This window comes from Streptomyces sp. NPDC030838 (assembly GCF_055572035.1).
In genome coordinates, this window is sequence record NZ_JBVIED010000001.1 from 491,866 (window position 1) to 518,187 (window position 26,322).

Sequence of the window (26,322 nt, forward strand, 5' to 3'; positions counted from 1 at the left end):
CGACGGCCGTCAGCCCATGTCCGCCAGAGCTCGGTAGAGCGGTTCGTACAGCTCGTGGACGAGCGACTTGTCGATCGAGGCAGGCTCCCGGTCGGGCGTGCCGTCGTCCCCGAAGTAGGGAGCCAGTACCTCGCGCATGCTCGCCAGGAGACTGGTGTCGGGTGTGTCCGCGGCCTGAAACCCGGCTTCGCGGGGTGAGAAAGCCGCGTCGACGAAGACCACCCTGGCCGGCACACCGCCGCGCACGAGGCGGCCGATGACCTGCCACATGACGACGAGTTGGTCCCAGGTGAACGCCACCTTCTCGTCGTCTCGCAGGCTCGACCAGGCGAGCTTGCGGGTCAGGAACCGGTTCCACTGACGGCGGGCGCGGCTGCGGAACGCCACGGCGGCCCGGTCGGGTGTGGCCGCGGCGAGTGCTCCCTGCCGGAACGTGCCGCTGCCGTCGCGGAGTTGGCGTACGGCCCAGTCGTTGATGGACTGGATGGCGAGCGAGATGTCGTCGGGCCGCGGGTGGGGACGGGCCAGGAAGTACACGGTGCCGATGGCGGCCTTGCCTCCGCGTAGCACGATGTTGTGCCCACGCTCCACCGCGAGCAGCGGGGCGACGAGGAGGTCACCGCCGACGGAGGGGAACGCCTTGACGTCCCCGCGGGGCAGGGTGCGTGCGGCAGTGTTCTCCGGCAGCCGGGTCCAGGCGGTGTCAGCGTCCGCGTCGTCGGACACGAGCTGGGTGACCCGGCCGTTCCACTCGGGGATCTGGTTGAGGTACTCGGCGGCCCTGCGTGCCTCGTCATAGCTGCCGACGAGGAGCAGGATGCGGCGTCGCTCCGGGTCCTCGATCTCGTCCAGCTCGGCGTCCAGCATGCTCAGCGAGCCGGGCAAGCTGCGGTCGGGCACGGCGAGCTGGTGCAGCATGTGCAGCAGGGCCTGCGGCCGCTCCTCGGGGTCGCACCCCGACAGACGCAGAGGTTTGGGCTGGTCGCCTCCGGGCCAGTACAGGAATTCCTTGCGGAACTCGGTGCCCAGTACGGCCTCGACCTCTTCATCGCGGGGCCGCAGTACGGCACCCACCTCGGCGTGCACGTGATACCTGCTGGACGTTCCCGCCCAGCTCGTGGCGGACATCAACAGGACGTGTGGTCTGGGGCGTCCGTCCACGGCACACATGTCGCCCAGGCGCATGAGCAGTTCGCGGCCGACACCGTTGCAGTGGAAGAAGCGGAGTTCACCGCTGCGGTCGCCGTCGCGCTCCCGGTCGTCGTGGCGGAACTGGAAGCCGAGGACGTTGCCCATGGGCGACTCCGGGATGACCGCCTCGTAGTCCTTCGGGGGCCTGCGGGAGAGCACGTTGGAGGCGCTTTCCAGGTTGAGGGCGGCCTCGACGCGCGGCCACAGCGTGGTCATGAAGTCGAGGCGGCTGTGCAGAGCGGACAGGATGAGCGTGAACTCGAAGCGGCGAGCCTGGAGTTCGATATCGGCGAGTACGCCGGCGTCGTCCGAGACGATGTCGGTCAAGGTCTCGCGCAGCCGTTCGCGAGTTCGGGCGCCCTGGGGCGCGTGCAGGAGCTCCAGAGTGAGGTGGACGAAGGTGTTAACCAGGCGCGTCACCTCGTCGTCGCCCGCGTCGCTCTGCTGCTCGTGCAGCGGATCGTCCCTGAACCGACCGAGCGCGGCGTCCAGAGTCCGGGCCGCCGCGGGCGGGCGCTCGCCTTCCTTCCGCTCGGGGAACCAGCTGTCGAGCAGCAGGTTGTGCAGGGTGAAGGCGCTGAAGTAGTCCACACTGATCCACCGCCTGAGACCGTCGTCCTTGACGAGGAGCGCGTAGAGGCGGTCGGTGGCCGCGCTGACCGTGTTGACGGCGTTGGTCCAGTCGTCGACGTCACGGGCGGACAGCTGGAGCCGTCCGTCGCGGGCCATCTGCTGGAACTTATGCACGGCGACCTCGTCGAACCATGAGTTCGGGGCTTTGCCCACGAGGGTGCTGGCCGGCGCGAAGGCCGTGTCGAGCTGCATCTGGACCCGGTCCGCCTCGTCCACGATGATCAGATCGCTTATCCGACAGGCGAGTTCGAGGTACCGCAGCTGCTCGTCGTGCTGATGCTGCGGCACGGAGCTGTGCACCAGTCCGGCCGGGGTGGCGACCCACACCTGCGCGTCGACCAGGTCACGGGCCCCGCGGTGCCGGGGACATCGGTTCCACAGCGGGCACAACCGTCGCTGTGGCTTCGGCCGCCGGGAGTCGCGCACCGCCGGACTCTCGTCATCGAGCAGCGGATCCCCCTCGGTCGCCTCGGCCTCGGGGACGGTGAAGAGAGTCAGGCACGGCGCCTCACGGATGCCTAGCGGACGCCGGGCCTCCAGGCCGCGCAGGACGTCGACCGGGCAGGCGCTGCTCAGGTAGGCGAAGCCCGCATGATCGTGACCCAGCATGGTGGCGGCGCCGGCCGTGGCGGTGCGGCGGTGCAGCCGGTTGATGTTGCGCTCGCGCGTGGAGTGCCCGAGGATCGGCGCGGCCCGCACGCCCAGCCGATCGAACTGCTCCACGACGGCGAGCGTTTCCGCCACATCCCCGACGACGATGGTCACCCGGCGGGACGTCTGCGTCACGGCGTGGTACGTCAGGATGTCGCGGATCGTGGACTTGCCGGCGCCGACCATGCCCACCAGGTGCAGCAGCCGGTCGACCGTCAGCCGCCCCTTCTCCGTGAAACCCCCGGACGTCTCGTCACGCACGAGCAGTTTGACGCGCTGAAGACGTCCGGCCCAGTCGTTGCGGGGACCATCCGGTGCCGCCGCTTCCACAGTGTCCATGGCGTCGGCGGCCTTTTCGAGATCCTCCCAAGTGACGTCGACAGGCTCCCCCTGTCCTGCGGGCGGCGCGTCGAGCGCGTGCGCGCGGGGCAGGTTGTCCGAGAGCAGTTCCTCCTCGAAGACGACGGAGTGGGTGCGGTCCTGCACACGAAAGGTGTGCTCTCCCGCCTCGGCGAGCGGAATGGAGCGTGTCGAGAAGTCGGGCGCGGTGCTGAGCAGATCCTCGAAAACCTTGAAGCGCTGCGCGGCTCGCGCGGGCTCGCGGCGACGAGGCACGTCGTCGGGTCCGTCGAGGTCGTAGCCCCGCAGCTGCTGAGGGACTGCCAGATAGTCGGACAGTGCCTCGCGCCACGCGTGGCGCCGGCGCAAGTCCCACAGGTAGTGGCGGGCCCGCAGGACGCGCAGTCGCTGTTCGTCCGTACGCACGTCCCCGAAGGCCTCGCTGTACGGGTAGCCACCCAGCAGCGGCCAGACGTCGGCGGCGGTGCGGGTCGGCGTCACGTCCTGAAGCAGGTACAGGCCCAGTTCGATGTCGAGGAGGTCGCCGGGACGGAAGCTGCCGAGGTTCGCCGGCCATACTTCAGTGAGCTGCTTCGGTGAGCAGCGCCGGTGCCATCCGCTGCGGTCACGCATGGCGGCCTCCTTCCGTACGCGGCGGCCACGTGTCTTGCTGGCTCAGGGCGGAGAGTTCGCGGCCCACCAGCCGTAGAAAGGTCTGGTCGTCCAGAAGGGTGATCCGCCCGGCCATCTCGTCGGGCAGGTTGCGGCGGAACTGCCGCCCGTACGCCTCGTTCTCGCGGAAGCGGTAGCGGGGTACGACGAGGAAGGCCCGGTCGTACGGCGGGTCCCCCCGGAAGGGGGTGAGAGTGCGAGCCAGGAGGGCGGGGTTCACGCGATCCTTGACGTCCACGGCCCAGTACTGTCGTCCAGGCAGAGGGACTCGAAGGTCGTACGCGTCGTAGTTCGGCCACATCTCGGCCGTAATGCCGAACTTCTTCTTCAGGGCGCCTTCCAGATCCGTCTCGGCGAGTCCGGGACTGGTCACGAACATCCGCAGAGGGCGGCTGAGTTGGAAGACCCCGCCCTTGTCGGGACGCAGCACAGTGCCCTCGTCCTGCGTCCCGTCACGGCGGCACCGGTCCAGTTCGCAGCGGTGACCACCGCCGAGCAGCGGCACCATGAGGCAGCAGCACCGACCGCACTGACGATAAGCACCCTCACGCAGGTAGGACGCGGGAACCGGCTCGTAGCACCGCTTAATGACGCTGTGCAGCAGCATCCCGCACTCCGGATCGCCGCCGAGCAGCGCCAGTTCAGCACCCGTGAGCACCGGCCGCGAGGTGAGAAGGGCGCGGAACGCGGTGTAGGCCCGGGGTGACTTGGCCGCGCGGCAGACTGCGAGAGCTTCGAGGATGCGGTCGTTCTCGAACAGTTCGGCGGCGGGGTCGGCCGCGCTCACCTCCCACTCCAGGCACAGCTGGTGCGGCAGCCTGGTCTCGGGGTCGACGAGCAGGTCCGTACCCGAGCGGGCCTCGTCGGGCGGGGACAACGGCCACTCGCCCAGCGGTCGTTCGCAAGCCCAGCGCACCATCTCCGGCACGCTGCCCGGCGGTTCCTCACCACGCCACAGGCAGTGCAGCACGAGGCGGTTGTAGGCGTTCTGCACCTTGGCCGGGTAGACCGGGTTGGGCACCGTCCGCTGCCGGGATAGGCAGGCAAGGGCGCTGGCGATCAGGCGCAGCAGCGCCTCGTCGGTGGTCCCGGCGCCCTCGGGAACCGCGAGCAGCTGGTCCGTGGTCGTCATACCTCCCCCTCCCCCGCGACGGCCAAGCCGCGCGCGGCACTCGGACACCACTGGGATACCGGACAGGACTGACAATGCGGTCCGGGCCGGGCTTCCCAGGCCTCGTCCTCCCGCCAGGGACCGGCGTACCGCTGGAGCACGGATCGCGCCTTGGCCTGCTGCCCGGAATCCGTCGGATCGATCACATGCGGATCGGAGCCGTCGGGCCGGAGAATCTCCACCTCGACGCGCGATCCGGCCGGGTCACCGCCCAGCGAGCCCTGGGCCAGCAGCATGACGGCCAGGGCCAGTTGGGGATACGTCTCAAGGAGATCCTCCTGGTTTCGGCGCCGTTTCCTCGTCGTCTTGAGCTCTCGCCACACCCAGGAGCCGTCCTCCTGGTACAGCAGGTCGGGCTTGGCGATAACCACGGCCTGCGCGGCGGTGTCGTGGACGACCCGGAGCGCTTCGGGCTCGACCCGCTGGATGAGTCCCGGATCCTGGAAGGGGCAGGCGCCGACATGGTGCAGCAGCATGTCCCGGCCAATCGCGGCGTCCTCGTCGGAGACTCGCCACCGGCCTTCCGTCCAGTTCTCACCCTCTGCGGGCATGTCCGCGACCGTGCAAGGCGGCCACCCGTCGCGCCGGTGCAGCGTCTCGATCCAGCCGTGCACCGCCTGGCCGAGCTTCGCGGCGCTGCCGTACTCGTCGGACTTGGGCAGGTGTAGCGCGCGCAGAAAACCCTGCGCGGGGCAGGCCGCGTGGTAACGGAGGTCACTGACGGACACCTTCCGCAGTGGTGCGACGCGCGAGGAGATCCCGAGGATGCCTGGCCTGCGCGGCACGGCCTCGCACCCCGTGAACTGCTTGCAGTCGACACAGGAGGAGCCTGGCGTCCGCGCCCCGCCTGCCACGACCCGGGCGACATGCGCGTGCCCGTGCTCGGCGTAGTACGCCTCGGCGTCCTCGACCGTGCCGTCGAACTGCACGCGCGGCCGGCCGTCGGCCAGTCCCACCTCGACGACGCGCACGCGCTCGGGCCGGGCGACGGGCCCGTGCGGCTGGAAGGCCCGAGACCACTTGGGCGGCCAGGCCGCCGGTCGCCCGTGGACCGCCACGTACACGGCGATCGCGATCTCGCCGGGCTCGGAACCCTTGACCTGGCCGTGCCGCAGCCGCCGGTACTCGCGCAGCCGTCCGTCGGCAGACTCGTACCTCCGCCACCAGGCGTACATCTCCCAGAACTTGCCGTTCTCCCGCTGCACCACCCAGTAGGGACGGACGGGCCGCAGCTCCTTGTCACCGCCCTCGGCGAACGCCTGGCTGTACGACCGCAGGGCGTGCTCGGCGTAGGTGAGATGGCCGGGGTGGAGGGCAGGCGCCCTGGAGCGCAGCGTCTCCAGGGCCTGGTCGAGTGTCTCCTCGTGGAACTCGACCCGGTCGATGGCGTCCATGACCGGCCCGAGAGTGAAGGTTTCGATCTCCGGCTTCGGCAGCCGTAAGCGCTGGGCGGGCCACAGCGCAGGCCGGGCCTTGGCGGCAGCGTGCGAGGGGCAGGTGTGCTCCTCGTCCCCGCCCGTACCGGGCCCGACGCGAATGAGGCCGTCGTCCCCGGTCAGCCAGTGTGGCCTGCGCCATGCCATGTCGTGGCTCATTGCCTCCCCCTACTCGTGACATACGGCACCCCTGAGGCGAGCCGGGTGTGCCGCCGTATTCGACCGTAGCACATAACATTGGAACTCCTTGGAAGTTCTTGGCATAGGTTGGTTGCTGCGCTAAACTGCCCCGCATGGCGGCAACACTGGAGGAGCTGGAGCAGCGCCTGTCCCACCTGCGCACCGAGTTGCGCGGCGCGGTACGCGCCCGGGACAAGGCCGAGACCACACGCATCCGGCGCGCCCTACGCGAGGCGGAGGCGGCGTGGGAGCACGCCCTCGAGTCCGAGGCGGGACCGGCCGGCGAGCAACTCCTGACCGAACCCCTGACCTCGCCGGCGCCGACGACCGAGGGCGAGCCACGCCGCAAGGAGCGACAGGCGCACGGTTCCATCCCGGTCCGCGAACAGGTCCACCAGGCGCTCACGCTGCTGGGCGCCCCCGCCTCCCCGAAGCTCATCTCCTCCACGTACGAGGCCTTCTTCACCGAGCCGCTCGTCGCCACCAAGCTCGCGTCGCTCCGCCGAGACGAGGAGCGCTCCTTCACAGCGCAGGGCTATGCCCGCCCGTACTACATCTGCGCGGCACTGACCCACGACCGCCTCGTACCCGCACGCGGGCTCCTGGCCCTGTCCACCTGGCCCGTCGAACGACGGATCATCGCCCCGCTCAGCCCGCGCACGGACTTCCTCACCCACGCGGTCGGAACCGCCGAGCAGATCCAACGACTCACCACCGCGGGGCATCCGGCCCCGGACGCGGCCTGGCGCCTGCTGCGCCGCTTCGCCCTCACGATCCCGGGCGCCTACGACGACTCGACCTCGGAACCCGACCCCGCACGTGTGATCGCCGCCGCTCACGCCGAAGTGGCCGTCCACCAGCAGGAGGACGACCAGCAGCGGCAAGCCGCCGCGCAGCGTGCCCGTTCCCAACTCGCCGATGTACAGCAACTGTTTGGTGCGCCACCGCTGCGCGATGCCCTGCGCGACGCGGGCGGGGCCATGCCCTGACCTGTTCCCGGCAGCGACGGCGGCGGCCGCCCAGCGCGCCGACACCTACCCCAAGACGCATAAGACGTACCTGAAGCAGAGACGATGCCCTCGCAGCAGTCCGAACCCCCCGACGACAGACTCGCGCGGCTGCGCGGACCGCGGCCCCCTCAGCCGTACACCGCCCGCAAGATCACCGCCCTGACCGCCAACCCCGCCTGCGCCCGCCGCGCCGTCCTCGACGCAGCCGGGGTGGACAAGGCGCTGCTCGCGCAGCGGGTCGGGTACGAGCCGCGCTTCGGCCAGTCACCCTTCGCCCTCGCACGCGAGCAGGCGTTCCACAGCCTCGTGAAGTGGGGCGGGTACGCCGAGCTCATCCGGCTGCTGCGCGAACAGCTCTCCGTCCCCGTGGCGGAGGCCCATGTCGAAGACCTCAACGAGGTGGGAGGCAACGCCTCCCTGACCGTAAGGGAGCGGGAAACCCGCCGCCTGATCGCGCACGTGGCCTCCGGCCAGGACGTACGGCTGATCCTCGACCGCCCCGTGCTTACCCTCGAAGTCGCGGGCCGCACGGCATACTTGGAGCCGGACGCTCTCACTCACCGCATCGACGGGAAGTTCTACGTCGTCGTGATCCGCTCGTTCGCCGCGATCGACGGGCAGGCCAACCCGACGGCCGTCGCCGAGGCGGCCAAACAGGCCGCCGTGTACGTCCTCGCGCTGCGCCGCGCCTTAGAAAGCGCCGGCCTGCCCACCGAGCAGATCGCCCACGAGTTCCTGCTCGTCTGTCCTAAGGACTTCTCCAACCGGCCCTACGGCCGCCTGATCGACCTCCGTCAGGAACTCGACGCCCTCCAGTTCCAGTTGTCCCGGCTGCGGCGCGCCGAGGACCTCGCGGCACAGCTCCCAGCGACGGCGACCCTGGACACCGATCAGGATGGAGACGAACTCTCCTCGTCCATAGAGGCGTTGGATGCCTCGTACACGCCCGCCTGCCTCTCCTTCTGCGAGATGGCGCGCTACTGCCGCGACGAAGCCGAGGCATGCGCCGCACCGGCACGTCTGGGCAGCGGCGTGCGCAACGACCTGCCCGGCATCGACTCCACGCGCACCGCTCTCGACTACCTGGATGGCATCGCCGCCCCGGGAGACGCCGAGGCGGAAGCCGCCGACCAGCTGCGCGCCGCCGCCCGGCTGCGCCGACTCCGCCGGGGGGCCGCATGAGCGTCCTGTCCACCGTCGCCGCTCTCACGGCGTCCCGAACCGGCCGCGCCGAGCCGCTGACGACCGTCCGCCACCAGCACGTGGACGAGAAGCCTTTCGTCCTGGTGCCGCTCACGCTCGCTGGAGAGGCGTGCGCGCCCCTGGCCGCGCTCGCGGGTACGGACCCGGAGAACCCGGTGCTGCTGACGGTCCGGCAGCCACGGGACCGTGCCGAGCGCTTCCGGTTCGCCGAGCGTCTCGGCGCCCTACTGCTCGCGTACATCGACGAGTGCAGGATGGAGACGGAGCCGTACACCGTCGGCCGCGGCAAGGAGAAGGAGGAACGCCGCCGCTTCCTGCGCGCCCCGCAGCTCCTCGTGCCCAACGGCGAGGGCATCGCGTACGTCCGTCTACTCGGCCGTCTGACCAGACTACGCGCCACCGAGGGGGCGTACGCGGTCGAACCGTCCGTGCCCGCCCTGGGCAAGTGGCTGACCTGGTTCGCTGAGCTGGCCGAATTCCCGAACTCCAATGTGCTCCTCGCGATGACCCGGCTGCTCGCCGCGCACTGGGCCACGGGCCAGAGCCCTTCCGAGGACTCCCACCTCGCGTCCCTGCTCGCCTGGATCGATCCGCCGGAGGGCAGCGACGGCGCGCGGGCGGCGCGTGAGGCGGAGGACCCCGCCGTGTGGCCGCCGGCCGGTCCGTCCACGGACCCGGTCTTCGACCGGACCCTTCACGAGTTGATGACGCGCTACGACGAGGCGTCCGACGAGCGCGGACGCGAGGCGGTCGGCCGCCAGGTCGACGGTGAGCTGCACGGCCAGATGCTGCCGACGTGGCGCCTGATGTGGCGCGGCGTGGAGCTGCTCCGCGAGCTGCCGGAGGGCGCCCACGTCCCCGACCGCTGGGCCGACGACCGCCGCTGGTTCTCCGAGTACGCCGAGTACCTGGACGCCGACGGCCGCCCACAGGCCCGCCGCGACCAGGCCGTCCGAGCCGCCCGCCGCCTGGCCCGGCTGGAGGACGCGGTCGCCCGCTACGAGGCGGAGCGCGCGTACGACGACCCGCTGGTGATGGCGGAGTATGAGCTGAACGGCGAGGCGTTCACGGGCACGGTGACAGCCAGGGACGAGGACCGCTTCGTCCCCGGCAACCGTCCCGGCTCCCAGGTGTGGCGCCCGACGATCACACTCCGCACCGACACCCGCGTCGGCCTCGCGGTCGGCACGGAGGTGAAGTCTCCCGCCCGGCCCGGTCAGGAGGCACGGATCCTTGATGTACGACAAGGCGACGACGGCAGCCACACCGTGGTTCTTCAGCTCAAGGGCGGCTTCGCGAGAAAGCGCACACCTCCGGCACCGGCCGGCACCCTCGCGGAGACCGGCGAGGAGGTGACGTACACCACGCTCAACCCCACCGCCATGCCGTCCGCCCTGCCCGACGAGGAAAACACCCCCTGGACCCACGGTGGTCCGCCGCAGCCGTACGAACCCACCGACGAGGACGCAGAGGAGACCTGGGAGTGACCGCCCTCCTTCCCGACACCGGGGAGCCCGAAGCCCTCACCCCCGGCGAACGCGCGGACCGGGCGGTCGCGGGGATCCTGACCAGCCTCGACACCGCGCCCGGCCGGGGCGTCGTCGTGGACTCGCCTCCTGGAGCCGGCAAGTCGACTCTGGTGGTGCGGGCCACCGGGCACCTGACGTCCGCGGGCAACCAACTCATGATCGTCGCGCAGACCAACGAGCAGGTCGACGACCTGGTGGACCGCATCGCGCGGGAGCACCCTGGCCTGAGGCTCGGCCGCCTCCACGCCAGCGGCCACACCCTCCCGCCCCGCGTCACCCGGCACCCCAACGTCACCGGGAGCAGCCAGGTGACGAACCTGCGCGACCTGCCCGTCGTGGTGTCCACGGCGAAGAAGTGGTCGTTCGTCACACCGGACAAGTGCGCGCCGTGGCGGTGGGCCATCGTCGACGAGGCGTACCAGATGCGCTCGGACGCGCTCCTGGCGACGGCCCCGCTATTCGGTGAGAACGACTCGCAGGTCCTCTTCGTCGGCGACCCCGGCCAGCTCGATCCCTTCGCCACCGTGGAGACCGACCGCTGGCACGGCCTGACCTGGGACCCCCTGCGCAACGCGGTCGACGTCACCCTCGCCCACAACCCCGACCTCGTCCGCCACCAGCTCCCCGTTTCCTGGCGCCTGCCGGAAACGGCGGCGCCCCTGGTCGAGCAGGCCTTCTACCCTTTCTACCGGTTCGTCCCCGGCACGACGGCACCGGAACGTGTGCTGTCGTACGCCAGCCTGCCGCACGGCTCCGGCCCGCTGGACGACGTCCTCGCCCGGGCCGCCGACTCCGGCTGGGGCCACCTGGAACTCCCGGCACGCCACACCCTGGACCAGGACCCGGAGGTGGCGGATGCCCTCGCGGCGACGGCGGCCCGGCTGCTGGAGCGCGGCGCGCTGGTCAACGGGGAGCGCCTGACCGAGTCGCGCATTGCGATCGGCGCGGCACGCACCGTACAGGCGGACGCTGTCCGCGCCCGCCTCGCCAACCGCGGCCTGACCGACATCACGGTGGACACCGCCAACCGCCTCCAGGGCCGCGAGTTCGACGTCACGCTCGTCTGGCACCCGCTGTCAGGCCGCCACGACGCCTCCGCCTTCCACCTGGAGACGGGCCGCCTGTGCGTCCTCCTCTCCCGGCATCGCTTCGCGTGCATCGTGGTGGCCCGGGCCGGCATCCGGGATCTGCTGGATCGGCATCCGCGGAGCAGTCCTGTGTACCTGGATGTGCCGCCTAAGTTTCCGGATGGGTGGCGGGCGCATCAGGTGGTGATGGGGCATTTGGAGCGGGGGGAGCACAGGGTGCGGGCTGCCTGATCATGCACGAATGGGGTCATTGTCGGTGGCAGGATGTACGGTCCACGCAGATGTGGCGTGAGGGGGATATCTAGAACATGGCAGCAGCGATTGAGAACCCGATCATCAATTCGCCGTATGCGGAGCCAACCTGGCACTGGGAACTGGACGAGCGGGGGCCGCTGACGTGGGAACGGCTTCCAGGGTCACCGCCCGAGCGAGATCCCCTTTCGATCACGGGTCACCCGGTGTGACCTACGACAGTAAGTCCACGTCCACACACCCCGGAGGTTCCGTTTCATGGTCCCCAGCGACGCGGGCCGCACGATCGACCGGTTGCGCAAGCATCTGACCGGCGCCACGCGTCTGGACTCGCTGTCGGAGTCGTTCTCCGTGTTCGTCTACGAGGCTCTCCAGGACGAGTTGGCCGCTGTCGACCTGCGCCTCCTCCTGCATGGCCACAGCCTCGACGACTTCGCCCTGAACGGCCTCGAGGAGGAAAATCTCCATCGCGCCCGGCTGGACCAGCACCGCATTGCTCGCGCGTTCCTGACCTGGGCCGAAGAACATCTTCAGGCAAGGGCGCTCAAGCGGCGCACGCGCGGTACCTGGACCAGTGTCGACGGGTCGTTTCCTTATGTCGTCGACGGTGCGGGCCTTGAGGCTGAGAGCCTCGGCCTGGTGGCATCCCAGGACCTGTACTTCCCTCTGGAGACCACAGAAGCGGACAAGGTAGCGCAAGCCGTGGTCCGCTTCGAGCGCATGTGGCACGACGACGGGACCAGCAGTAACGTCCAGGAGGAGTTCCTCAACGCTGCCCGGTCCCTCTTCGAGGACAGGGCCCCCGAGTCCGTCTACTTGCGTATCCTGACGTCCCTGTTCAAGGACTTCGTTGAGGAGGCCGGCGAGGAAACCGCCGAGCGCGGCAGAACGGGCTTCTACGACTCCGTCGTGTGGAAGAAGCTCTACAAGTTCCAGCGTGACGGCGTGCTCGGCGCGATCGAGAAGCTCGAGCGCCATAACGGCTGCATCATCGCCGACAGTGTGGGCCTGGGAAAGACCTTCGAAGCACTCGCCGTCATCAAGTACTACGAGCTGCGCAACGACCGTGTCCTCGTCCTGGCACCCAAGCGGCTGCGGGAGAACTGGACAATCTACCGCGGCAACGACAGACGGAATCCGCTGGCCGCGGACCGCTTCCACTACGACGTCCTCAACCACACCGATCTCAGCCGGACCAGCGGGCTGTCGGGGGACATCGACCTGGCAAACGTCAACTGGGGCAACTACGACCTCGTCGTGATCGACGAGTCCCACAACTTCCGTAACAACCCTCAGGTCAAGGGACGGACGACCCGGTACGAGCGCCTCATGGACGAGGTCTTCAGGTCCGGTGTGAGGACCAAGGTCCTTATGCTCAGTGCAACGCCCGTGAACACGCGCTTGGCCGACCTGAAAAATCAGGTTCTGTTCGCAACCGAGGGAGACGACCACGCACTGGCTTCGGACGGGATCAGAAGTATCGAGACCACACTGAACAAAGCGCAGAGGCACTTCAATGAGTGGCAGCGCCTCCCTGCGGCCACCCGGAGCACGAAGTCCCTGGTCGGCACGCTCGGTATGGATTACATCCGGCTGCTGGACCTGGTCACGATTGCCCGCTCCCGCAAGCACATCGAGAAGTACTACGGCACCAAGGACGTCGGGAAGTTCCCCACCCGCCTGGCTCCGGTCAACCTCACCCCACCCATCGACACGGCCGACAGGATGATCCCGCTGGAGGACATCAACCGGTCGATCCTGCGCCTGAACCTGGCGGCCTACAAGCCCACCTCGTATGTCAGCGCGAAGCACGAGAGCAAGTACGCCGCCGTGTACGACCAGAGGGTACGCACGGGCGGACGGCGCGTATGGCGGCAGACCGACCGTGAAAACAATGTGGTCCACCTGCTGCGAGTGGGTCTGCTCAAGCGTTTGGAGTCCTCCGTCAACTCCCTGGGCAAGACGCTCGGCAAGATCCTCGCCACCATGGAGGGCGCGATCGCCAGCATCGACGCCTACGAGGCGACCGGGGCTGAGGGAACGTCCATCGACAGTTTCACCGACCTGGAGAAGATCGACCTGGACGACCCCCAGTTCGAGGACACTGTCGGCGGCAGCGTCAAGGTCTTCCTCGCGGACATCGACCGGGTGCGGTGGCGTCAGGAACTCGAACAGGATCGGGACACCGTGGCCGCCCTGCTCGCCGAGGTGACGGCGGTCGACGCCGAACGCGACGCCAAACTGGCCGAGCTCAGGCGGTTCCTGCGCGCCAAGGCCGAGCACCCCACCAACGACGGCAACCGCAAGGCCCTGGTGTTCACGGCGTTCAGCGACACCGCCGAGTACCTCTACGAGCATGTGGCCCGCTGGGCACGTGACGAACTGGGCGTGCACGTGGCCCTGGTCACCGGGCAGAGCACCCGGACCACCCTCCCGATGAAGCGCGTCCACATGATCGACGTCCTCACCGCGTTCTCACCGCGCTCCAAGGACGGCGACCCGGACGACCCGCAGATCGACATCGTGATCGCCACCGACACCATCTCCGAGGGCCAGAACCTCCAGGACTGCGACACGGTGATCAACTACGACATCCACTGGAACCCGGTGCGCATCGTCCAGCGTTTCGGCCGCGTCGACCGCCTGGGCACCACCAACGCGAGTGTCCAACTCGTCAATTTCTGGCCCAACATGGACCTGGACGCCTACATCAACCTCGAGGCGCGCGTGTCCAGCCGTATGACTCTCCTGGACGTCTCCGCGACCGGCGAGGAGAACGTTCTTGACGTCACGTCCGGTGACATGAACGACCTCGACTACCGGCGCAAGCAGTTGCAGCAGATGCAGCAGGCCGCGCCCACCATGGAGGACCTCGCCGGCAGTCTGAGCATCACCGACCTGACCCTCTCCGACTTCCGGATGGACGCCGCCGCCCGCGCGCGGGGAGAGCTTCAAGAGATCACCGGGTGGCCCCTGGCTCTCTTCGGCGTCACCCGCTTCGACAAGGCCCTCGCCGACGACCGACTCGCTCCCGGAGCGGTCTTCCTCCTGCGCGTACGGGACGACGCGTTCGCCTTCTCCGAGGCGTACCCGCTGGAGCCGTACGTGCTCGCCTACGTGACCGACGACGGCAGCCTTGCCCACGAGATCGAGGAACCCAAACTGGCCCTCGACGTCCTGCGCCACCACTGCCTGGGCAACACCGAACCCGACGCCGCCGTCCTCGCGGAGTTCGACCGGGCGACCAGGTCGGGCAGGTCCATGCGGCACTACCGCGACCTTCTGGACGTGGCGGTCCGAGCCGCTTCCGGCAAGGCTGAGGAGAGCATGGTGGCCTCCCTGTTCTCAGCAGGTCCCTCACAACTGGGGACGGAGGCCGCCGCGCCCGGCCTGGAATCCGTGGACGTGATCGCATGGCTGGCGGTGCTGCCATGACGGACCTACCCCGCGATTACACCGGTACCAACCTGCTGGCTCTGCCTGACACGGCACGCCAGTACCATCGCGTCACGAAGAAGATGCTCGCCGACCAGTTCGAGGATCAGGCCCCCGCCGACGCCCGTCTGATCACCAAGGCGGTGGCCTCGGCTCAACTGGTCGGTATCCTGCGCCCGGAGACCATTCAGGTGCCCAGGTACCAGGACGGCGAGCGTGCCGTCGTCGACATCCCAGTCCTCGAGATCTTCCTGGCCGACAAGACATCGGCATCCGACAGGACCCGCGTGGCCGAACTCGTCCACCGCAGCATGGCCAAGCCGGTGGTGGTGTTCGCGCATATGCCCGAAGGCACCACAACCCTCTCGCTGGCGCTCAGCCATGTCAGCCGCACGGACCCCACCCGGTCCACCTCCGTGATAGACGCGCACGTCATGGTGCCGACGGGAGGCATCGAACCGGGCGCCCTGCACGTGACCCGGCTGGATCGCACGGACATGTGGGCGCTATACCGCGACCTCGTGCGCATCGCCGCCGCTGACGGCCGCCCGGCCGGCACCGCCCTGCGGGCAGCGGACGCCATCGCGCTGCGCCGACGGCTGACCGACCTAGAGAGCGAACTGGTTACGGTCGTACGGGACGCGAAACGTGCGAAGAACCAGCAGCAGCGCATCGATCTGAACACGGCGGCGCGGACGCTACGTGCACAGATCGGACATGTCAGAGGCAGCTTATACAGTGCCGACGGCGACCACGACACCGCCTGAGCAGCCCGTAAATCAGTACCTATCCACACAAGAAGGACACCACCCGTGAGCCTGGACTTCGAACCTGTCGACGACCTGACTGGCCCCGGCGAGGCCAAGTCGAACCTCGATGTACTGGCCCGCCTCTTCCCCGACGCCGTCGTCGACGGCACCGTCGACGTCGAGGCCCTCCGGGACTTGCTGGGTGAGAGCGCCGCTCCCACGACTGCCGAGGCGTTCGGCCTTCGCTGGCCCGGCATGGCCGAGGCCCGGCGCCTTTCCACCCTCCCAGCGACGGGCACGCTCCTGCCGAAGCCCGAGGAGTCCGTGGACTGGGACAACACCCGCAACATCGTGATCGAGGGCGACAACCTGGAGGTGCTGCGGCTGCTGCGGCGCGGGTACACCAACAAGGTCGACGTGATTTACATCGACCCGCCCTACAACACGGGCAACGACTTCGTCTACGAGGACAAGCGCACCACCTCCCGGGTCGAGCACGAGACGGCAGCGGGCCAGCGCGACGACGATGGAGTGCTCCAGACGGGCATGGGCTCTGACCGGGTGCAGGACCGCAAGGCCGGCGCCTCGTTGCATACAAAGTGGCTCTCGATGATGTACCCGCGCCTTCTCGTGGCCCACCATCTGCTCAAGGAGACCGGCGCCATCATCGTCGCCATTGACGACACCGAGCACGCACGACTCAAGCTCCTCATGGACCGGATCTTTGGAGCGGAGAACTTCATCGCCAGTATCATTTGGCAAGGGGGCCGAAAGAACGACTCGCGGTACGTTTCCGTGGGGCATGACTACATGCTCATTTACGCAAAGAACGAGTCGGCTCTACGCCAAGGGGATATCCGATGGCGAGAAAAGAAGCCCGGCGTTGATGAAATCCTGGCACGTGCTGCCGAAATTTGGTCGTCCCACGAGGACAAGAAGACCGCCAATGAGGTCTATAGGAAATTCCTCAAGAGCATGGAGAAGATGGGAGCGACGGCAGGCGTTCTAAGATTCGCGAACCTTGATGAGTCGACCGGACGCCCGTACAACGCTGATCGCGACCTTTCCTCTCCCAATCTTCGTGCGAGCGGGATCTACGACATCTACCACCCCGTTACCGGCAAGGCTGTCACTCGGCCTCAGCGCGGGTGGGCCATGACGGAAGAATCCGCTCGCCAGATGATCAGCGAGGGCCGTATCGCTTTCGGTGATGACGAAACAAAGATCCCCCGCGGGAAGATCTTCCTGGATGAGATGTCCGACCAAGTAGCGGAATCGGTCTTCAGTCAAGAGCGAACCGCAGCGGGGAAGGCCTTGGTGAAGCTGCTGGGTGAGGACGTTTTCCCGTTCCCCAAGGATGTCAACGTCGTGGCAAGATGGCTTGACATCGTTTCAATCCGAAACAGTGATGCAGTTTTCCTTGACTTCTTTGCAGGATCCGGCTCCACCGGCCACGCCGTCATGGACCTCAACGCCGCCGACGGTGGCAACCGTCGTTACATCCTGGTCCAGCTCGATGAGCGGATCGAAGGGAAGGACGGCTACAACACGATCGCGGACATCACCCGCGAACGCCTCCGCCGTGCGGGCCAGCAGATCGCGTCCGAGCGGAGCCCCGACGCCGCGCCCATCGACACCGGTTTCCGGTCATACCGCCTGGCCTCCAGCAATGTGAAGGCCTGGGACGGGACGCCCGACCAGCTGGACCTGCTCGAAGCCGTGGACAACCTCGTGGCCGGGCGTACCGCGGATGATCTGCTGGTCGAGATGATGCTGCGCATGGGCGTGGAACTGACTACGCCGCTGGAGACACGTGAGGTCGTCGGCGGTCTGCTGTACAACCTGGCGGGCACGCTGTTCGCGTACTTCGGAACCGACATAACGATCGACCGGGCGAACGAGGTCGCCAAGGCTCTGGCGGCCTGGCGCGACGAGGAGCCAGGCGACGCCGACACCACGGTCGTCGTCCGCGACACCGGCTTCGTCGACTCCGCCACCAAGCTCAACTTCGCCGCCGCGCTCAAGCAGGCCGGCTTCACCACGCTGCGGAGCATCTGAATGAAGTTCTCCTTCGACGCGGACCTCGACTACCAGCGTCAGGCCATCGACGCGGTCACGGGCCTGTTCAAGGGCCAGGAGGCCATGACCTCCCAGTTCACCGTGCACGCGCATCCGTCCGCGCACGCCGGGTTCGAGGGGCTGTCCGACCTGGGGTACGGCAACATGCTGCACCTGGACCGGGAGACGATCCTCGCCAACCTGCGCGAGGTGCAGATCCGTACCGGTCTCGCCCCGGAGCCGTCGCTGGACTCGATGAACTTCACCATCGAGATGGAGACCGGCACCGGCAAGACGTATGTCTACCTGCGGACCATCTACGAGCTCAACCAGCTCTACGGATTCACCAAGTTCATGGTGGTGGTGCCATCGGTGGCCATCAAGGAGGGCGTCGAGTCGTCCATCCGGATGCTGCGTGAGCACTTCGCGACCCTGTACGGCAACCCGCCGATGAACTTCTTCCAGTTCGACGGCGGCAACCCGTCCCGTGTCCGCTCCTTCGCCACCTCGCCGAGCATCGAGATCATGATCGTCACCGTCGCGGCGATCAACAAGAAGACCAACAAGATCTACCAGCCAGCCGAGGACCTCGACTTCGAAGTTCCCGCAGATCTGATCCGGGCCACGAACCCGATCATCATCGTCGACGAACCGCAGAGCGTGTACGGAGACACCGGTAACGGCAGGAAGAAGGGGGCGGGGCGCAGCGCGCTGGAGGACTTCAACGCCCTGGCCACGCTGCGGTATTCAGCCACTCACCCCAAGGATGACAAAGCCAACCTGGTCTACCGCCTAGACGCCATCGCCGCCTACGAGAAGCAGTTGGTCAAGCAGATCGAAGTCGACTCCCTGGTCACATCCGCCAGCGGGACGACCCCGTACGTCAAATTCCTCGGGGCGAAGCGTGGCAAGGGTGGAGCAATCACGGCCCGCGTCGAGGCGGACATCGAGGAAGGGAACGAGCTCAAGCGTAAGGCCGTCACCGTCGACACCGCGTCACGCAGCAACCTCGCAGATGTGACCGGACGTGACCTGTACAAGGATCTCACGGTGGTCGCCATTAACGCGGCCGAGGGGCAGCAGAGCATCTCCTTCGACACCGTCGCGCGGCCGCTAGGTATCGGCGACAGTATCGGGGCCGAGGTCAGCATCGGTGAGCGGGCCCGTCAGATGATCGCCCAAACCATCCGGCAACACCTGCGCAAGGAGCAGGAGTTTGCGATCCACGGACGCGACATAAAGGTGCTAAGCCTGTTCTTCGTCGACTCCGTGGCAAAGTACCGGGAGTACGGCCCTGGCGGAGAAGCGCTTCCCGGCGAGTACGCGCGCATCTTCGAGGAGGAATACACGCGCATCGCCTCCGAGCCGGAGTTCACTACCCTGCTGGGCGACTCCCCCGCCGACCAAGCCGCGAAGGAGTCCCACCAGGGGTACTTCTCCGTGGACCGCCGCAAGGGCGGCGCCGAGGTGCTGGTGGAAACCAAGGAGACCACCGACAAAGGGCGCCAGCAGGCCGGTTTGGCCTACGAGCAGATCATGCGGGACAAGGTCGGCCTGACCACACCCGGCACCCCCATCCGGTTCGTCTTCAGCCACTCCGCGCTGCAGGAGGGCTGGGACAACCCCAACGTTTTCCAGATCTGCGTCCTGAGGAACATGGGCACCGAGCGGTGGCGGCGCCAGTCCATCGGCCGCGGCCTGCGCCTCTGCGTGGACGGGTCCGGCAACCGGGTGCATGGCTTCGACACCAACCGCCTCACTGTGATCGCGAACGAGTCCTACGAGGAGTTCGCCGAACGCCTCCAGCGCGAGATGGCCGACGACCTGGGTATCCGGTTCGGCATCGTCACCGTGGACGGATTCGCGCGTCTGACCTTCAAGGCAGAAGACGGGAGCGTCGTCCCCGTGGGCGCGGCCGCCGCGCAACAGCTGTACCAGGCGCTGTTCTTCGAAGGGTACGTCGACGCCAAGGGGAAGGTGCAGGACAGCCTGCGCCAAGCCGTACAAACTGGCGACTCAAAACTCACGAAGATTGTCGGTGACGCCGTGAATTCGGAGGCCGCGACCAAGGCGGTACTTGGGCTCATCAAACGCCTGGCCAAGCCGATCGACGTCAAGAAGGCCGGTGAACGCATTGCGGTGCCAGTCGTCCAGGAACGTCTGGTCAGCCCCGAGTTCCAGGAGCTGTGGAACCGCATCCGGCACCGCACGGAGTACCGCGTCGAGGTCGACGAGACCGAACTGCGCGCCGCGATGGTCAAGGCACTGCGCAGTATGCTCCCCGTGCCCAAGCGCCGCGGCGAGTGGCTCACGCACCGCGTTCGGCGTATAGACCAGAGCGGTCTGACCGCCGAAGCGGCGGCCACTCGCCGTACGGACGTCACCTACGCGGACAGTGAAGACCTGCCCGACATCCTGTCCGTCCTCGCGGACCGCACCCAGTTGACCCGTGCCACGCTCGCCCATGTCCTCACCGAATCGGGCACCCTCGGGCAGTTCCGGAACAATCCGCAGGCGTACATCGACCAGGTGGGCCGTCTTCTCAATATCACCAAGGAGCACTTCCTGGTCGAGGGGGTGCGCTATGACTTGGTGGACGCCTCCCGCCCAGAAGCGGACCGCCGGTATCCGATAAGCCTGTTCCACGAGGCCGACCTCGCCGGTTACGCCGGCCCCGGAGGGAACATCGTCACGGACGCGGACGGGAATGCGGTCTCGTTCGAGGAGAAGTCCGTGTACCGCTACCTGATCATCGACTCGACTCCGGAGAAGGAATTCGCCCTCGCACTCCTGCGGCGCCCCGAGGTCAAGGCCTTCGTCAAGCTCCCGCCATCATTTGAAATCCCGACCCCTCTGGGGAACTACAACCCCGACTGGGCCCTGACCGTGGAAAGGACCGACGGCAGCCGCTACATCGTTTTCGAGACCAAGGACGTCAACGAGCTGGCACTGCTGCGCCCCAAAGAGCAAAAGAAGATCGCTTCCGCCCGCAGACACTTCGCCGCGGTGAAGCGGGACGCTGGCATAGACGATCTCGAGTACGAAGTCGTCAATGGCATCGAGGCGGCGACCGCCGTGATGGAACGGGGCGCTTGAGGTCACCGTGTGCTGCGGAATCAGGCAGCGCCACTCCCGCAGCACACCGCTCGGCGCCCATCAGTACCTGCGCGCCTCAGGCCTCCGTCGCGAACCCCACGAACCGCGACCACTCCTCACGGCAGACGGTGAAGTAAGCGCGCGTCACGTCCTTGGAGTCCCGCACGCACACAACCTGTTCGGTCGGCCATCCCACCTCCGCCACCGCAGTCGATCACGGCACCTGCACCGCCCACCCAACAGCTGACGGAGCTCCAACCAGGAGCCGTGGCACTGGATGGCCGTTGCCGTTGCTAGCTGATCGCCTCGGCACCCGCGCGCGGAGTAAGCCTGCAAAGGACCGAGCTCCGCGCCCCGCTTCTGCCGATAGAGCTCGTTCACCGCCTGCGCGACCATCTGGACGAGGCGGAACGTGGCTCCCGGTCGTCAGACGGCAACCACGTGCACGTCCGTCGGCGCGAGGACCGTCAGATAGGCGTGGATGTCCCCCGGATCGGTGGTGAAGATCACCGCGCTGCCATGCCGCGCCGCCGCCAGGGCCACCCAGGCATCCACCGCGTCCGGCCGCTTCTTCGCCGGCAGGGCCGCTCGCCCAAGAGCGGTGCCAATGCGCCTCCAGTCCGCGAGGTCCAGGCCTGTCGCACAGGCCAGACACTCCGGACAGCCCGCCTTCGTCTCCCGCATGGGCGGCTCGGACGTACGGGCCCGAGGGACCGTGCAATCCTTCAGAACACCGGACAGGGCGTGCACCAGTGCCGGTTGAGGGCGCCACACCTGGGCGAGAACCGGGCCGAGGACCAGTGCCCGATGCGGGAGCGTGCGCAGTCCCTCGTGAAGAGCTACCGCCTTCGCCTTGCGGTCGGCGAGTGCGATGAGCATGCCGGTGTCGTAGACCGGCACCCGTGCGCTCACGCGGCGTGTCCCGGACGGCGGCCGTGCCGGTCCCGGCCGTGGGCGAGACCCAGGGCCTCCTCGACCTCGCGGCGTTCCTGCTCCGTCAGTTCTACGGCCGGTTCCGGGGCGGGTTCAGCGGGCAGCCCATCCGCCGCCCGCTCCGCCCGGGCGATGACGGCGTCCACCTCGGCGAACTGTTCCTCTATGGCATCGCTCTCCGCCATCTGGCGCGTTGCGGCATGCACCAGGTATGCCGAGACGTCCATGCCCGCCCGTTCCGCGTGCTGCCTGATGCGTTCGGCCTGGTCTTGTTCCAAGCTGATGGTGATGCGCGCCTTTGCCACGAAGGCATCGTAATATGCGTATGACGACAGTGCGAGTGTGGTCACGGTGAGCGACCGGGCAAGCCCCCCCCCCGGCGCCCCGTTCTGTACCGCCCCGGCCTGCCGGCCTCCGCCGCCCGCCCGCGCGGCGGACCCGCGGTCCGCGGGCGATCCGTCACCGCATCAGAGGCGCCAAGGCCCCGATCACCCGCTCGACGTCATCCCGCCACGCGCGCAACTCGGCATACATCGGGGCGAGTTCGTACCCGTGGTGATGACAGGCCCGGCTGAGGCGGCCCCAGGCCGCCGACCAGCGGCGGGCCGTGTCGGGGTCGGCGTAGGACTCCAGGCACAATGCCTGGGCGTGTGTCGGGAAGGATATTTCGGGGTACACCCCTTGGATTCGCTCATCGGCGAACCGGCACGCCCGAGCCTCAAGAAGCTTCGGAGCCAGCGCCCGCGCCTGCCGACTCAGCCGATGACCGGTGAGCTCATGACACCGATTGCCGGCCGCCACTTAGTCCGACTCCAGCCACGCCTGTCGCGGTGCCACGTGGAGAACACTGCCGTGCCGAAGCCGTAGCAGTGCCCTCGCTTGTGGATCCGCGGCGCGCCAGCCCTTCTCGATGCTGCTTGCATAGGCATCGAGCCCCAGGGCATCCCGCCTCGCCTCTCACGCAAGATCCGGGTGGAGCCGCATCATGGGCAGGGCGCGAGAGCCCCGATGGCAGACGAGTCGGGCTGTACGCCGGGTTCTGTTCCCCGGGTTCCTCGCGGAGCCCGGGGCGACGGCCATCCATCTAGGACCGGCGTTGCCGCCGGCCTCGTGCGGTCTACCCGCGGACTCGGGCGGGCAGCCCTCGAACGTCCGCGCAGAGACACGGAGTGTCTCCTTTTGACCTTGCTCCGGGTGGGGTTTACCTAGCTGCCCAGGTCACCCTGGGCACTGGTGGTCTCTTACACCACCGTTTCACCCTTACCCAGCACCAGAGTGCTGGGCGGTTTGCTTTCTGTGGCACTGTCCCGCGGGTCACCCCGGGTGGCCGTTAGCCACCACCCTGCCCTGTGGAGCCCGGACGTTCCTCGGGAAGCCCCCTAGGGGGACTCCACGCGGCCGTCCGCCCGGCTCGTCTGCCGTGTGGACCATGGTACCCGGCGGACATCCCGCTTCGGCGCCGCAGCCGTGGCCAGGACCGAGCCGGCCAGGATCAGCCCGAAGGCGACGGCGATGCCGACGGTCAGCTCCTCGTCCAGGAAGAGGGCGCCCGCGGCGACGGCGACCGCCGGGTTGACGTAGGTGATGACGCCGGCCCGGGTCGGTCCGATCTCCTTGATCAGCTCCAGGAAGGCCACGAACGCGATCGCGGTGCAGATGACGCCCAGGCCGGCGAGGGCGGCCAGGGCCTCGGTCGACGGCAGGGCGGCGGGCCGGGTCAGGAAGGCGGCGGGGGCGTAGACGACCGCGGCCAGGGTGAGGCAGGGGGTGATCAGCTGGAGGGTCGGGACGTCCTTGAGGTGCCGGGCGGCTATCAGGGGCGCGGTGGCGTAGCCGACGACCGTCAGCAGCACCTCGGCCAGTGACCGGGCGTCGCCGCCGGTGAGGTGCGGCACGGTGAGGACGGCGACGCCCGCGAGGCCGAGGGCGAGTCCGGTGATCCGGCGGGCGCCGACCCGTTCCTCGGCGCCGAAGAAGCGGGCCAGGACGACGCCGACGATGGGGACGCCCGCGATGAGGAGCCCGGCCGTGGAGCTGGACAGGTGGCGCTCGGCGTCGGTGAGCGTCCACCAGGGGCCGACGATCTCGATGACCGCGAAGGCCAGCATGGGCTTCCAGTGCGTGCGGACGGTCCGTGCGAGACCGCCCTGGCGGAGGGCGAAGGGGAGCAGGAGGGCGGCGCCCAGCGCGCACCGCGTGAACACCACCCCCGACGGGGACACCTCGTCCACCGCCACCTTGATCATCAGATAGGGGATGCCCCAGACCACTCCCATCAGGGAGAACAGGGCCCAGCCTCGTGCAGTCATGCTCCCCAGTGTCGGGGCGGCACTCAGCCGCGGTCTTGAACGCTGTTGCGGTACGCCGCCGGGGTCACCCCCAGCACCCGCCGGAACCACCGCGTCAGATGCGCCTGGTCGGCGAACCCCACCAGCGCGGCCACGTCCGCCGGGCGCAGTCCGCACTCCAGCAGGCCGCGCGCCCGGTGGACCCGGTACTGGGCGAGCCAGGCGTACGGCGGCACCCCCATCGTCGTACGGAACGCACGCAGCAGCTGGTACCGGGACAGGCCGAGGTCGGTGGCGAGGGCGGCGAGGGAGGGCGGGTCCGTGAGTTCGTCGGCGAGGCGGTCGCGTACGGCGCGCGCGATGCCGTCGGCGCCGGGCACGGTGTCGCTCACCGCGCGGGCTGTGGAGTGCCGGCGGGCGAGTGCGCTGAGCAGCCACGGCAGCCGGGACTCCGCCTCCAGCGGATCCGGGCAGGCGCTCAGCTCGGTGTGGGTGCGCAGCAGGGCGGCGGCCAGCTCGGGGTCGTCCAGTACGGGCTCGCGGAAGTGGCGCGGGCCGGTGCCGAGGGTGCCGTCGGCGAGCAGGTCCGGGGCGGCGTACAGGGCGCGATAGGAGTAGCCGCCGTCGGGGGCGGCGGGGCCGCCGGTGTGCATCTCGCCGGGTTCGAGAACGACGATGGATCCCGGCCCGGAGTGGATGCGCCCGCCCCGGTAGTCGATGAACTCCAGCCCGCCGACGGTCACCCCGACGGTGAACTCGTCGTGCGCGTGCGGCGCGTAGACGTGCCGGTCGAAGCGGGCGGTGAGCAGATCCAGCGCGGGCCCACACCGCCCGAGCCTGGCCCGTGTCCATCGGGCGTCTTCCCGTATCCCCACTTGGCATCCCCCATCCCCCCGGATCAGGGGATCAGACGAACTCGGGCGGTGTCCAGCTCACGCGGGCACGAACCGCACCGTCGCCCTCGCCGGATCCGCCTCCGTCAGCCGCACCCGGAGCCGTTCGCCCAGCGGCAGCCGGTCGCCGTCGACGCGGCCGATGACCGCGGGGTCGGTGAGCTGGACCGTGCCGGTGGTGGGGCGGCGTTCGTCGATGTCGACGACGCAGGCGTCGAAGGTCTCGCCGACGCGGTGGGCGAGGACCGCCGCCTCGACGACGTTCACGCACTCCCGCTCCACCGTGCCCGCCCGTCGCGCGCCCTCGGTCATCTCGGCGGGGAGGGTGTCGAGCGCCGCCAGGACCCAGTCGGGTGGGTCCTGGCCGGCCACGGCGGCGAGGCACAGCTCGGTGGTGTAGCGGTCGGCGAGGCGGCGCAGGGGGGCGGTGCAGTGGGTGTAGGGCGCGGCCACGGCGGAGTGGGTGGTGATCGGTGGCAGGGCGCCGTCGCGGAAGACGGTGTAGCCGGCGCCGCGCAGGAGGGTGGTGCACTCGAGGAGGAAGGCGGCGTGGCGTGGCTCGCGCGGGTCCAGGGAGCGGATCAGGTCGGCGTACGAGACGTGGTGCGGCCAGTCGATGTGCAGGGCGTGGGCCGTGCGGCGCAGGCGGCCTACGGCGCCGTCGGGGGCGGCGGGCAGGGTGCGCAGGACACCGGTGCCGGAGCCGAGCATCAGGTCGGCCGCGGCCATGCCGGTGAGCAGGGAGATCTGGGCGTTCCAGGCGTCGGCCGGGAGCGGGGCGCGGTAGGCCGGTTCGTAGGTCCCGTTCCTCTTCACGATCTCCTGTTCGGGGACGCTGAGAGAGATGCCGCCGCGGTCCGCCTCCAGGCGTTCGCGGAGCAGGCCGATCGTCTTGAGCAGGGCGACCGGTTCCTCCGCTCGCCCGTCCTCGATCTGCCGCTGGACCCACGCGTAGTCCAGTCCGGCGCGGCTGCGGACCAGGGCGCGGCGGACGTCGACGGCGAGGGTGCGGCCGTCCGCGTCGAGGTCGATCGTCCAGAGCGCGGCGGGGCGGGGGCCGTCGGGGAGGAGGCTCGCGGCGGCCTCGCCCAGCGCCGCGGGGTGCAGGGGGATGCGTTCGTCCGGGAAGTAGAGGGTCATCACCCGGCGGTGGGTCTCCGCGTCCAGGGGGCCGCCGGGGGTGACGAAGGCGGCGACATCGGCGATGGCGTACCGGACGCGGTAGCCCGTGCCCTGCCGGGACAGGTGCATCGCCTGGTCCAGGTCCGTGGATGTGGGCGGGTCGATGGTGAAGAAGGGGATGTCGGTGGCGTCGTACGGCGGGAGAGCCGGTGCCGCGGCCGCCCGTTCGGCCTCTGCCAGGACCTCGGGCGGGAATCCGGCCGGGACGCCGAGTTCGGTGCGCAGCGCGGTGAGGGCGGCCCGCAGCGGGTCGTCGGGGGCGCCGGTCACGCGGAGGGGACGGCGGGGCATACAGCGAGCGTAGGTCGGAGGGTGCCGACCGGCACGCCGTAC

Annotated in this window: 17 protein-coding genes, 1 other RNA gene and 1 pseudogene; 8 read left to right on the forward strand and 11 right to left on the reverse strand. The window is 68.8% G+C overall.

Features of this window, described 5'->3' with window-relative positions; all coding sequences use genetic code 11:
- Positions 1-9: 9 nt before the first annotated feature.
- From ACZ42A_RS02180 to ACZ42A_RS02190, 3 genes are read right to left on the reverse strand one after another with little or no spacing between them, the layout of a single operon-like run.
- Positions 10-3,447 (reverse strand): pPIWI_RE_Z domain-containing protein, encoded by a 3,438-nt coding sequence (locus ACZ42A_RS02180; RefSeq protein ID WP_468525213.1) that lies wholly within the window; start codon positions 3,445-3,447, stop codon positions 10-12.
- Positions 3,440-4,618: a pPIWI_RE_Y domain-containing protein gene (locus ACZ42A_RS02185; RefSeq protein WP_468525214.1), complete on the reverse strand. Its 1,179-nt coding sequence runs from the start codon at positions 4,616-4,618 to the stop codon at positions 3,440-3,442. The genes ACZ42A_RS02180 and ACZ42A_RS02185 overlap by 8 nt, the downstream gene beginning before the upstream one ends.
- The gene (locus ACZ42A_RS02190) at positions 4,615-6,240 is read right to left on the reverse strand and encodes a PD-(D/E)XK nuclease family protein (protein ID WP_468525215.1); all 1,626 of its coding nucleotides are present in this window, start codon (positions 6,238-6,240) and stop codon (positions 4,615-4,617) included. The genes ACZ42A_RS02185 and ACZ42A_RS02190 overlap by 4 nt, the downstream gene beginning before the upstream one ends.
- Before the next feature lie 146 nt (positions 6,241-6,386).
- Here ACZ42A_RS02190 and ACZ42A_RS02195 point away from each other — a divergent pair, with 146 nt between their 5' ends.
- From ACZ42A_RS02195 to ACZ42A_RS02230, 8 genes are all read left to right on the forward strand, one after another.
- Positions 6,387-7,262: a hypothetical protein gene (locus tag ACZ42A_RS02195; RefSeq protein WP_468525216.1), complete on the forward strand. Its 876-nt coding sequence runs from the start codon at positions 6,387-6,389 to the stop codon at positions 7,260-7,262.
- Between the two features lie 84 nt (positions 7,263-7,346).
- A complete protein-coding gene (locus ACZ42A_RS02200) occupies positions 7,347-8,465 on the forward strand; it encodes a hypothetical protein (protein WP_468525217.1) in 1,119 nt (372 codons plus the stop codon).
- On the forward strand, positions 8,462-9,973 hold the full coding sequence (locus ACZ42A_RS02205) for a hypothetical protein (protein WP_468525218.1): 1,512 nt from the start codon (positions 8,462-8,464) through the stop codon (positions 9,971-9,973). Before ACZ42A_RS02200 ends, ACZ42A_RS02205 begins: the two co-directional genes overlap by 4 nt.
- Complete coding sequence (locus tag ACZ42A_RS02210; RefSeq protein ID WP_468525219.1) at positions 9,970-11,334, forward strand: AAA family ATPase; 1,365 nt, start codon at positions 9,970-9,972, stop codon at positions 11,332-11,334. The genes ACZ42A_RS02205 and ACZ42A_RS02210 overlap by 4 nt, the downstream gene beginning before the upstream one ends.
- Before the next feature lie 279 nt (positions 11,335-11,613).
- Positions 11,614-14,790 carry a helicase-related protein gene (locus ACZ42A_RS02215; RefSeq protein WP_468525220.1) on the forward strand — a complete coding sequence of 1,059 codons (3,177 nt, stop codon included), beginning with the start codon at positions 11,614-11,616 and terminating at the stop codon, positions 14,788-14,790.
- Positions 14,787-15,557 (forward strand): DUF4391 domain-containing protein, encoded by a 771-nt coding sequence (locus ACZ42A_RS02220; RefSeq protein WP_468525221.1) that lies wholly within the window; start codon positions 14,787-14,789, stop codon positions 15,555-15,557. The genes ACZ42A_RS02215 and ACZ42A_RS02220 overlap by 4 nt, the downstream gene beginning before the upstream one ends.
- 45 nt (positions 15,558-15,602) lie before the next feature.
- Positions 15,603-17,597, forward strand: coding sequence for a site-specific DNA-methyltransferase (locus ACZ42A_RS02225; RefSeq protein ID WP_468525222.1), 1,995 nt, complete (start codon positions 15,603-15,605; stop codon positions 17,595-17,597).
- Positions 17,598-20,693 carry a restriction endonuclease gene (locus ACZ42A_RS02230; RefSeq protein ID WP_468525223.1) on the forward strand — a complete coding sequence of 1,032 codons (3,096 nt, stop codon included), beginning with the start codon at positions 17,598-17,600 and terminating at the stop codon, positions 20,691-20,693.
- A gap of 76 nt (positions 20,694-20,769) precedes the next feature.
- Here the strand turns inward: ACZ42A_RS02230 and ACZ42A_RS02235 are convergent, their stop codons facing one another.
- From ACZ42A_RS02235 to ACZ42A_RS02270, 8 genes and pseudogenes are all read right to left on the reverse strand, one after another.
- Positions 20,770-20,898, reverse strand: coding sequence for a DUF397 domain-containing protein (locus ACZ42A_RS02235; RefSeq protein ID WP_468525224.1), 129 nt, complete (start codon positions 20,896-20,898; stop codon positions 20,770-20,772).
- Positions 20,899-21,119: 221 nt separating this feature from the next.
- Positions 21,120-21,605, reverse strand: a complete 486-nt coding sequence (locus ACZ42A_RS02240) for a hypothetical protein (protein ID WP_468525225.1) — start codon at positions 21,603-21,605, stop codon at positions 21,120-21,122.
- Positions 21,602-21,931 carry a plasmid mobilization protein gene (locus tag ACZ42A_RS02245; protein WP_468525226.1) on the reverse strand — a complete coding sequence of 110 codons (330 nt, stop codon included), beginning with the start codon at positions 21,929-21,931 and terminating at the stop codon, positions 21,602-21,604. The genes ACZ42A_RS02240 and ACZ42A_RS02245 overlap by 4 nt, the downstream gene beginning before the upstream one ends.
- Positions 21,932-22,085: 154 nt before the next feature.
- Positions 22,086-22,427, reverse strand: a complete 342-nt coding sequence (locus ACZ42A_RS02250) for a DUF429 domain-containing protein (RefSeq protein ID WP_468525227.1) — start codon at positions 22,425-22,427, stop codon at positions 22,086-22,088.
- Between the two features lie 211 nt (positions 22,428-22,638).
- Positions 22,639-23,040: RNase P RNA component class A (gene rnpB / locus ACZ42A_RS02255), an RNA gene on the reverse strand.
- Between the two features lie 115 nt (positions 23,041-23,155).
- Positions 23,156-23,935: pseudogene (locus ACZ42A_RS02260) on the reverse strand (DMT family transporter); the annotation flags it as partial.
- Positions 23,936-23,958: 23 nt separating this feature from the next.
- Entirely contained in the window at positions 23,959-24,789 is an 831-nt protein-coding gene (locus ACZ42A_RS02265; protein WP_468525228.1) for an AraC family transcriptional regulator, read from the reverse strand.
- Positions 24,790-24,846: 57 nt separating this feature from the next.
- A complete protein-coding gene (locus tag ACZ42A_RS02270) occupies positions 24,847-26,280 on the reverse strand; it encodes an RNB domain-containing ribonuclease (protein WP_468525229.1) in 1,434 nt (477 codons plus the stop codon).
- Positions 26,281-26,322: the final 42 nt, after the last annotated feature.

What these genes read in the sequence shown, in the direction of transcription:
- ACZ42A_RS02180 (WP_468525213.1), bottom strand. Translation starts at nt 3,447, where the DNA reads ATGCGTGACCGCAGCGGATGGCACCGGCGCTGCTCACCGAAGCAGCTC.
- ACZ42A_RS02185 (WP_468525214.1), bottom strand. Translation starts at nt 4,618, where the DNA reads ATGACGACCACGGACCAGCTGCTCGCGGTTCCCGAGGGCGCCGGGACC.
- ACZ42A_RS02190 (WP_468525215.1), bottom strand. Translation starts at nt 6,240, where the DNA reads ATGGCATGGCGCAGGCCACACTGGCTGACCGGGGACGACGGCCTCATT.
- ACZ42A_RS02195 (WP_468525216.1), top strand. Translation starts at nt 6,387, where the DNA reads ATGGCGGCAACACTGGAGGAGCTGGAGCAGCGCCTGTCCCACCTGCGC.
- ACZ42A_RS02200 (WP_468525217.1), top strand. Translation starts at nt 7,347, where the DNA reads ATGCCCTCGCAGCAGTCCGAACCCCCCGACGACAGACTCGCGCGGCTG.
- ACZ42A_RS02205 (WP_468525218.1), top strand. Translation starts at nt 8,462, where the DNA reads ATGAGCGTCCTGTCCACCGTCGCCGCTCTCACGGCGTCCCGAACCGGC.
- ACZ42A_RS02215 (WP_468525220.1), top strand. Translation starts at nt 11,614, where the DNA reads ATGGTCCCCAGCGACGCGGGCCGCACGATCGACCGGTTGCGCAAGCAT.
- ACZ42A_RS02220 (WP_468525221.1), top strand. Translation starts at nt 14,787, where the DNA reads ATGACGGACCTACCCCGCGATTACACCGGTACCAACCTGCTGGCTCTG.
- ACZ42A_RS02230 (WP_468525223.1), top strand. Translation starts at nt 17,598, where the DNA reads ATGAAGTTCTCCTTCGACGCGGACCTCGACTACCAGCGTCAGGCCATC.
- ACZ42A_RS02270 (WP_468525229.1), bottom strand. Translation starts at nt 26,280, where the DNA reads ATGCCCCGCCGTCCCCTCCGCGTGACCGGCGCCCCCGACGACCCGCTG.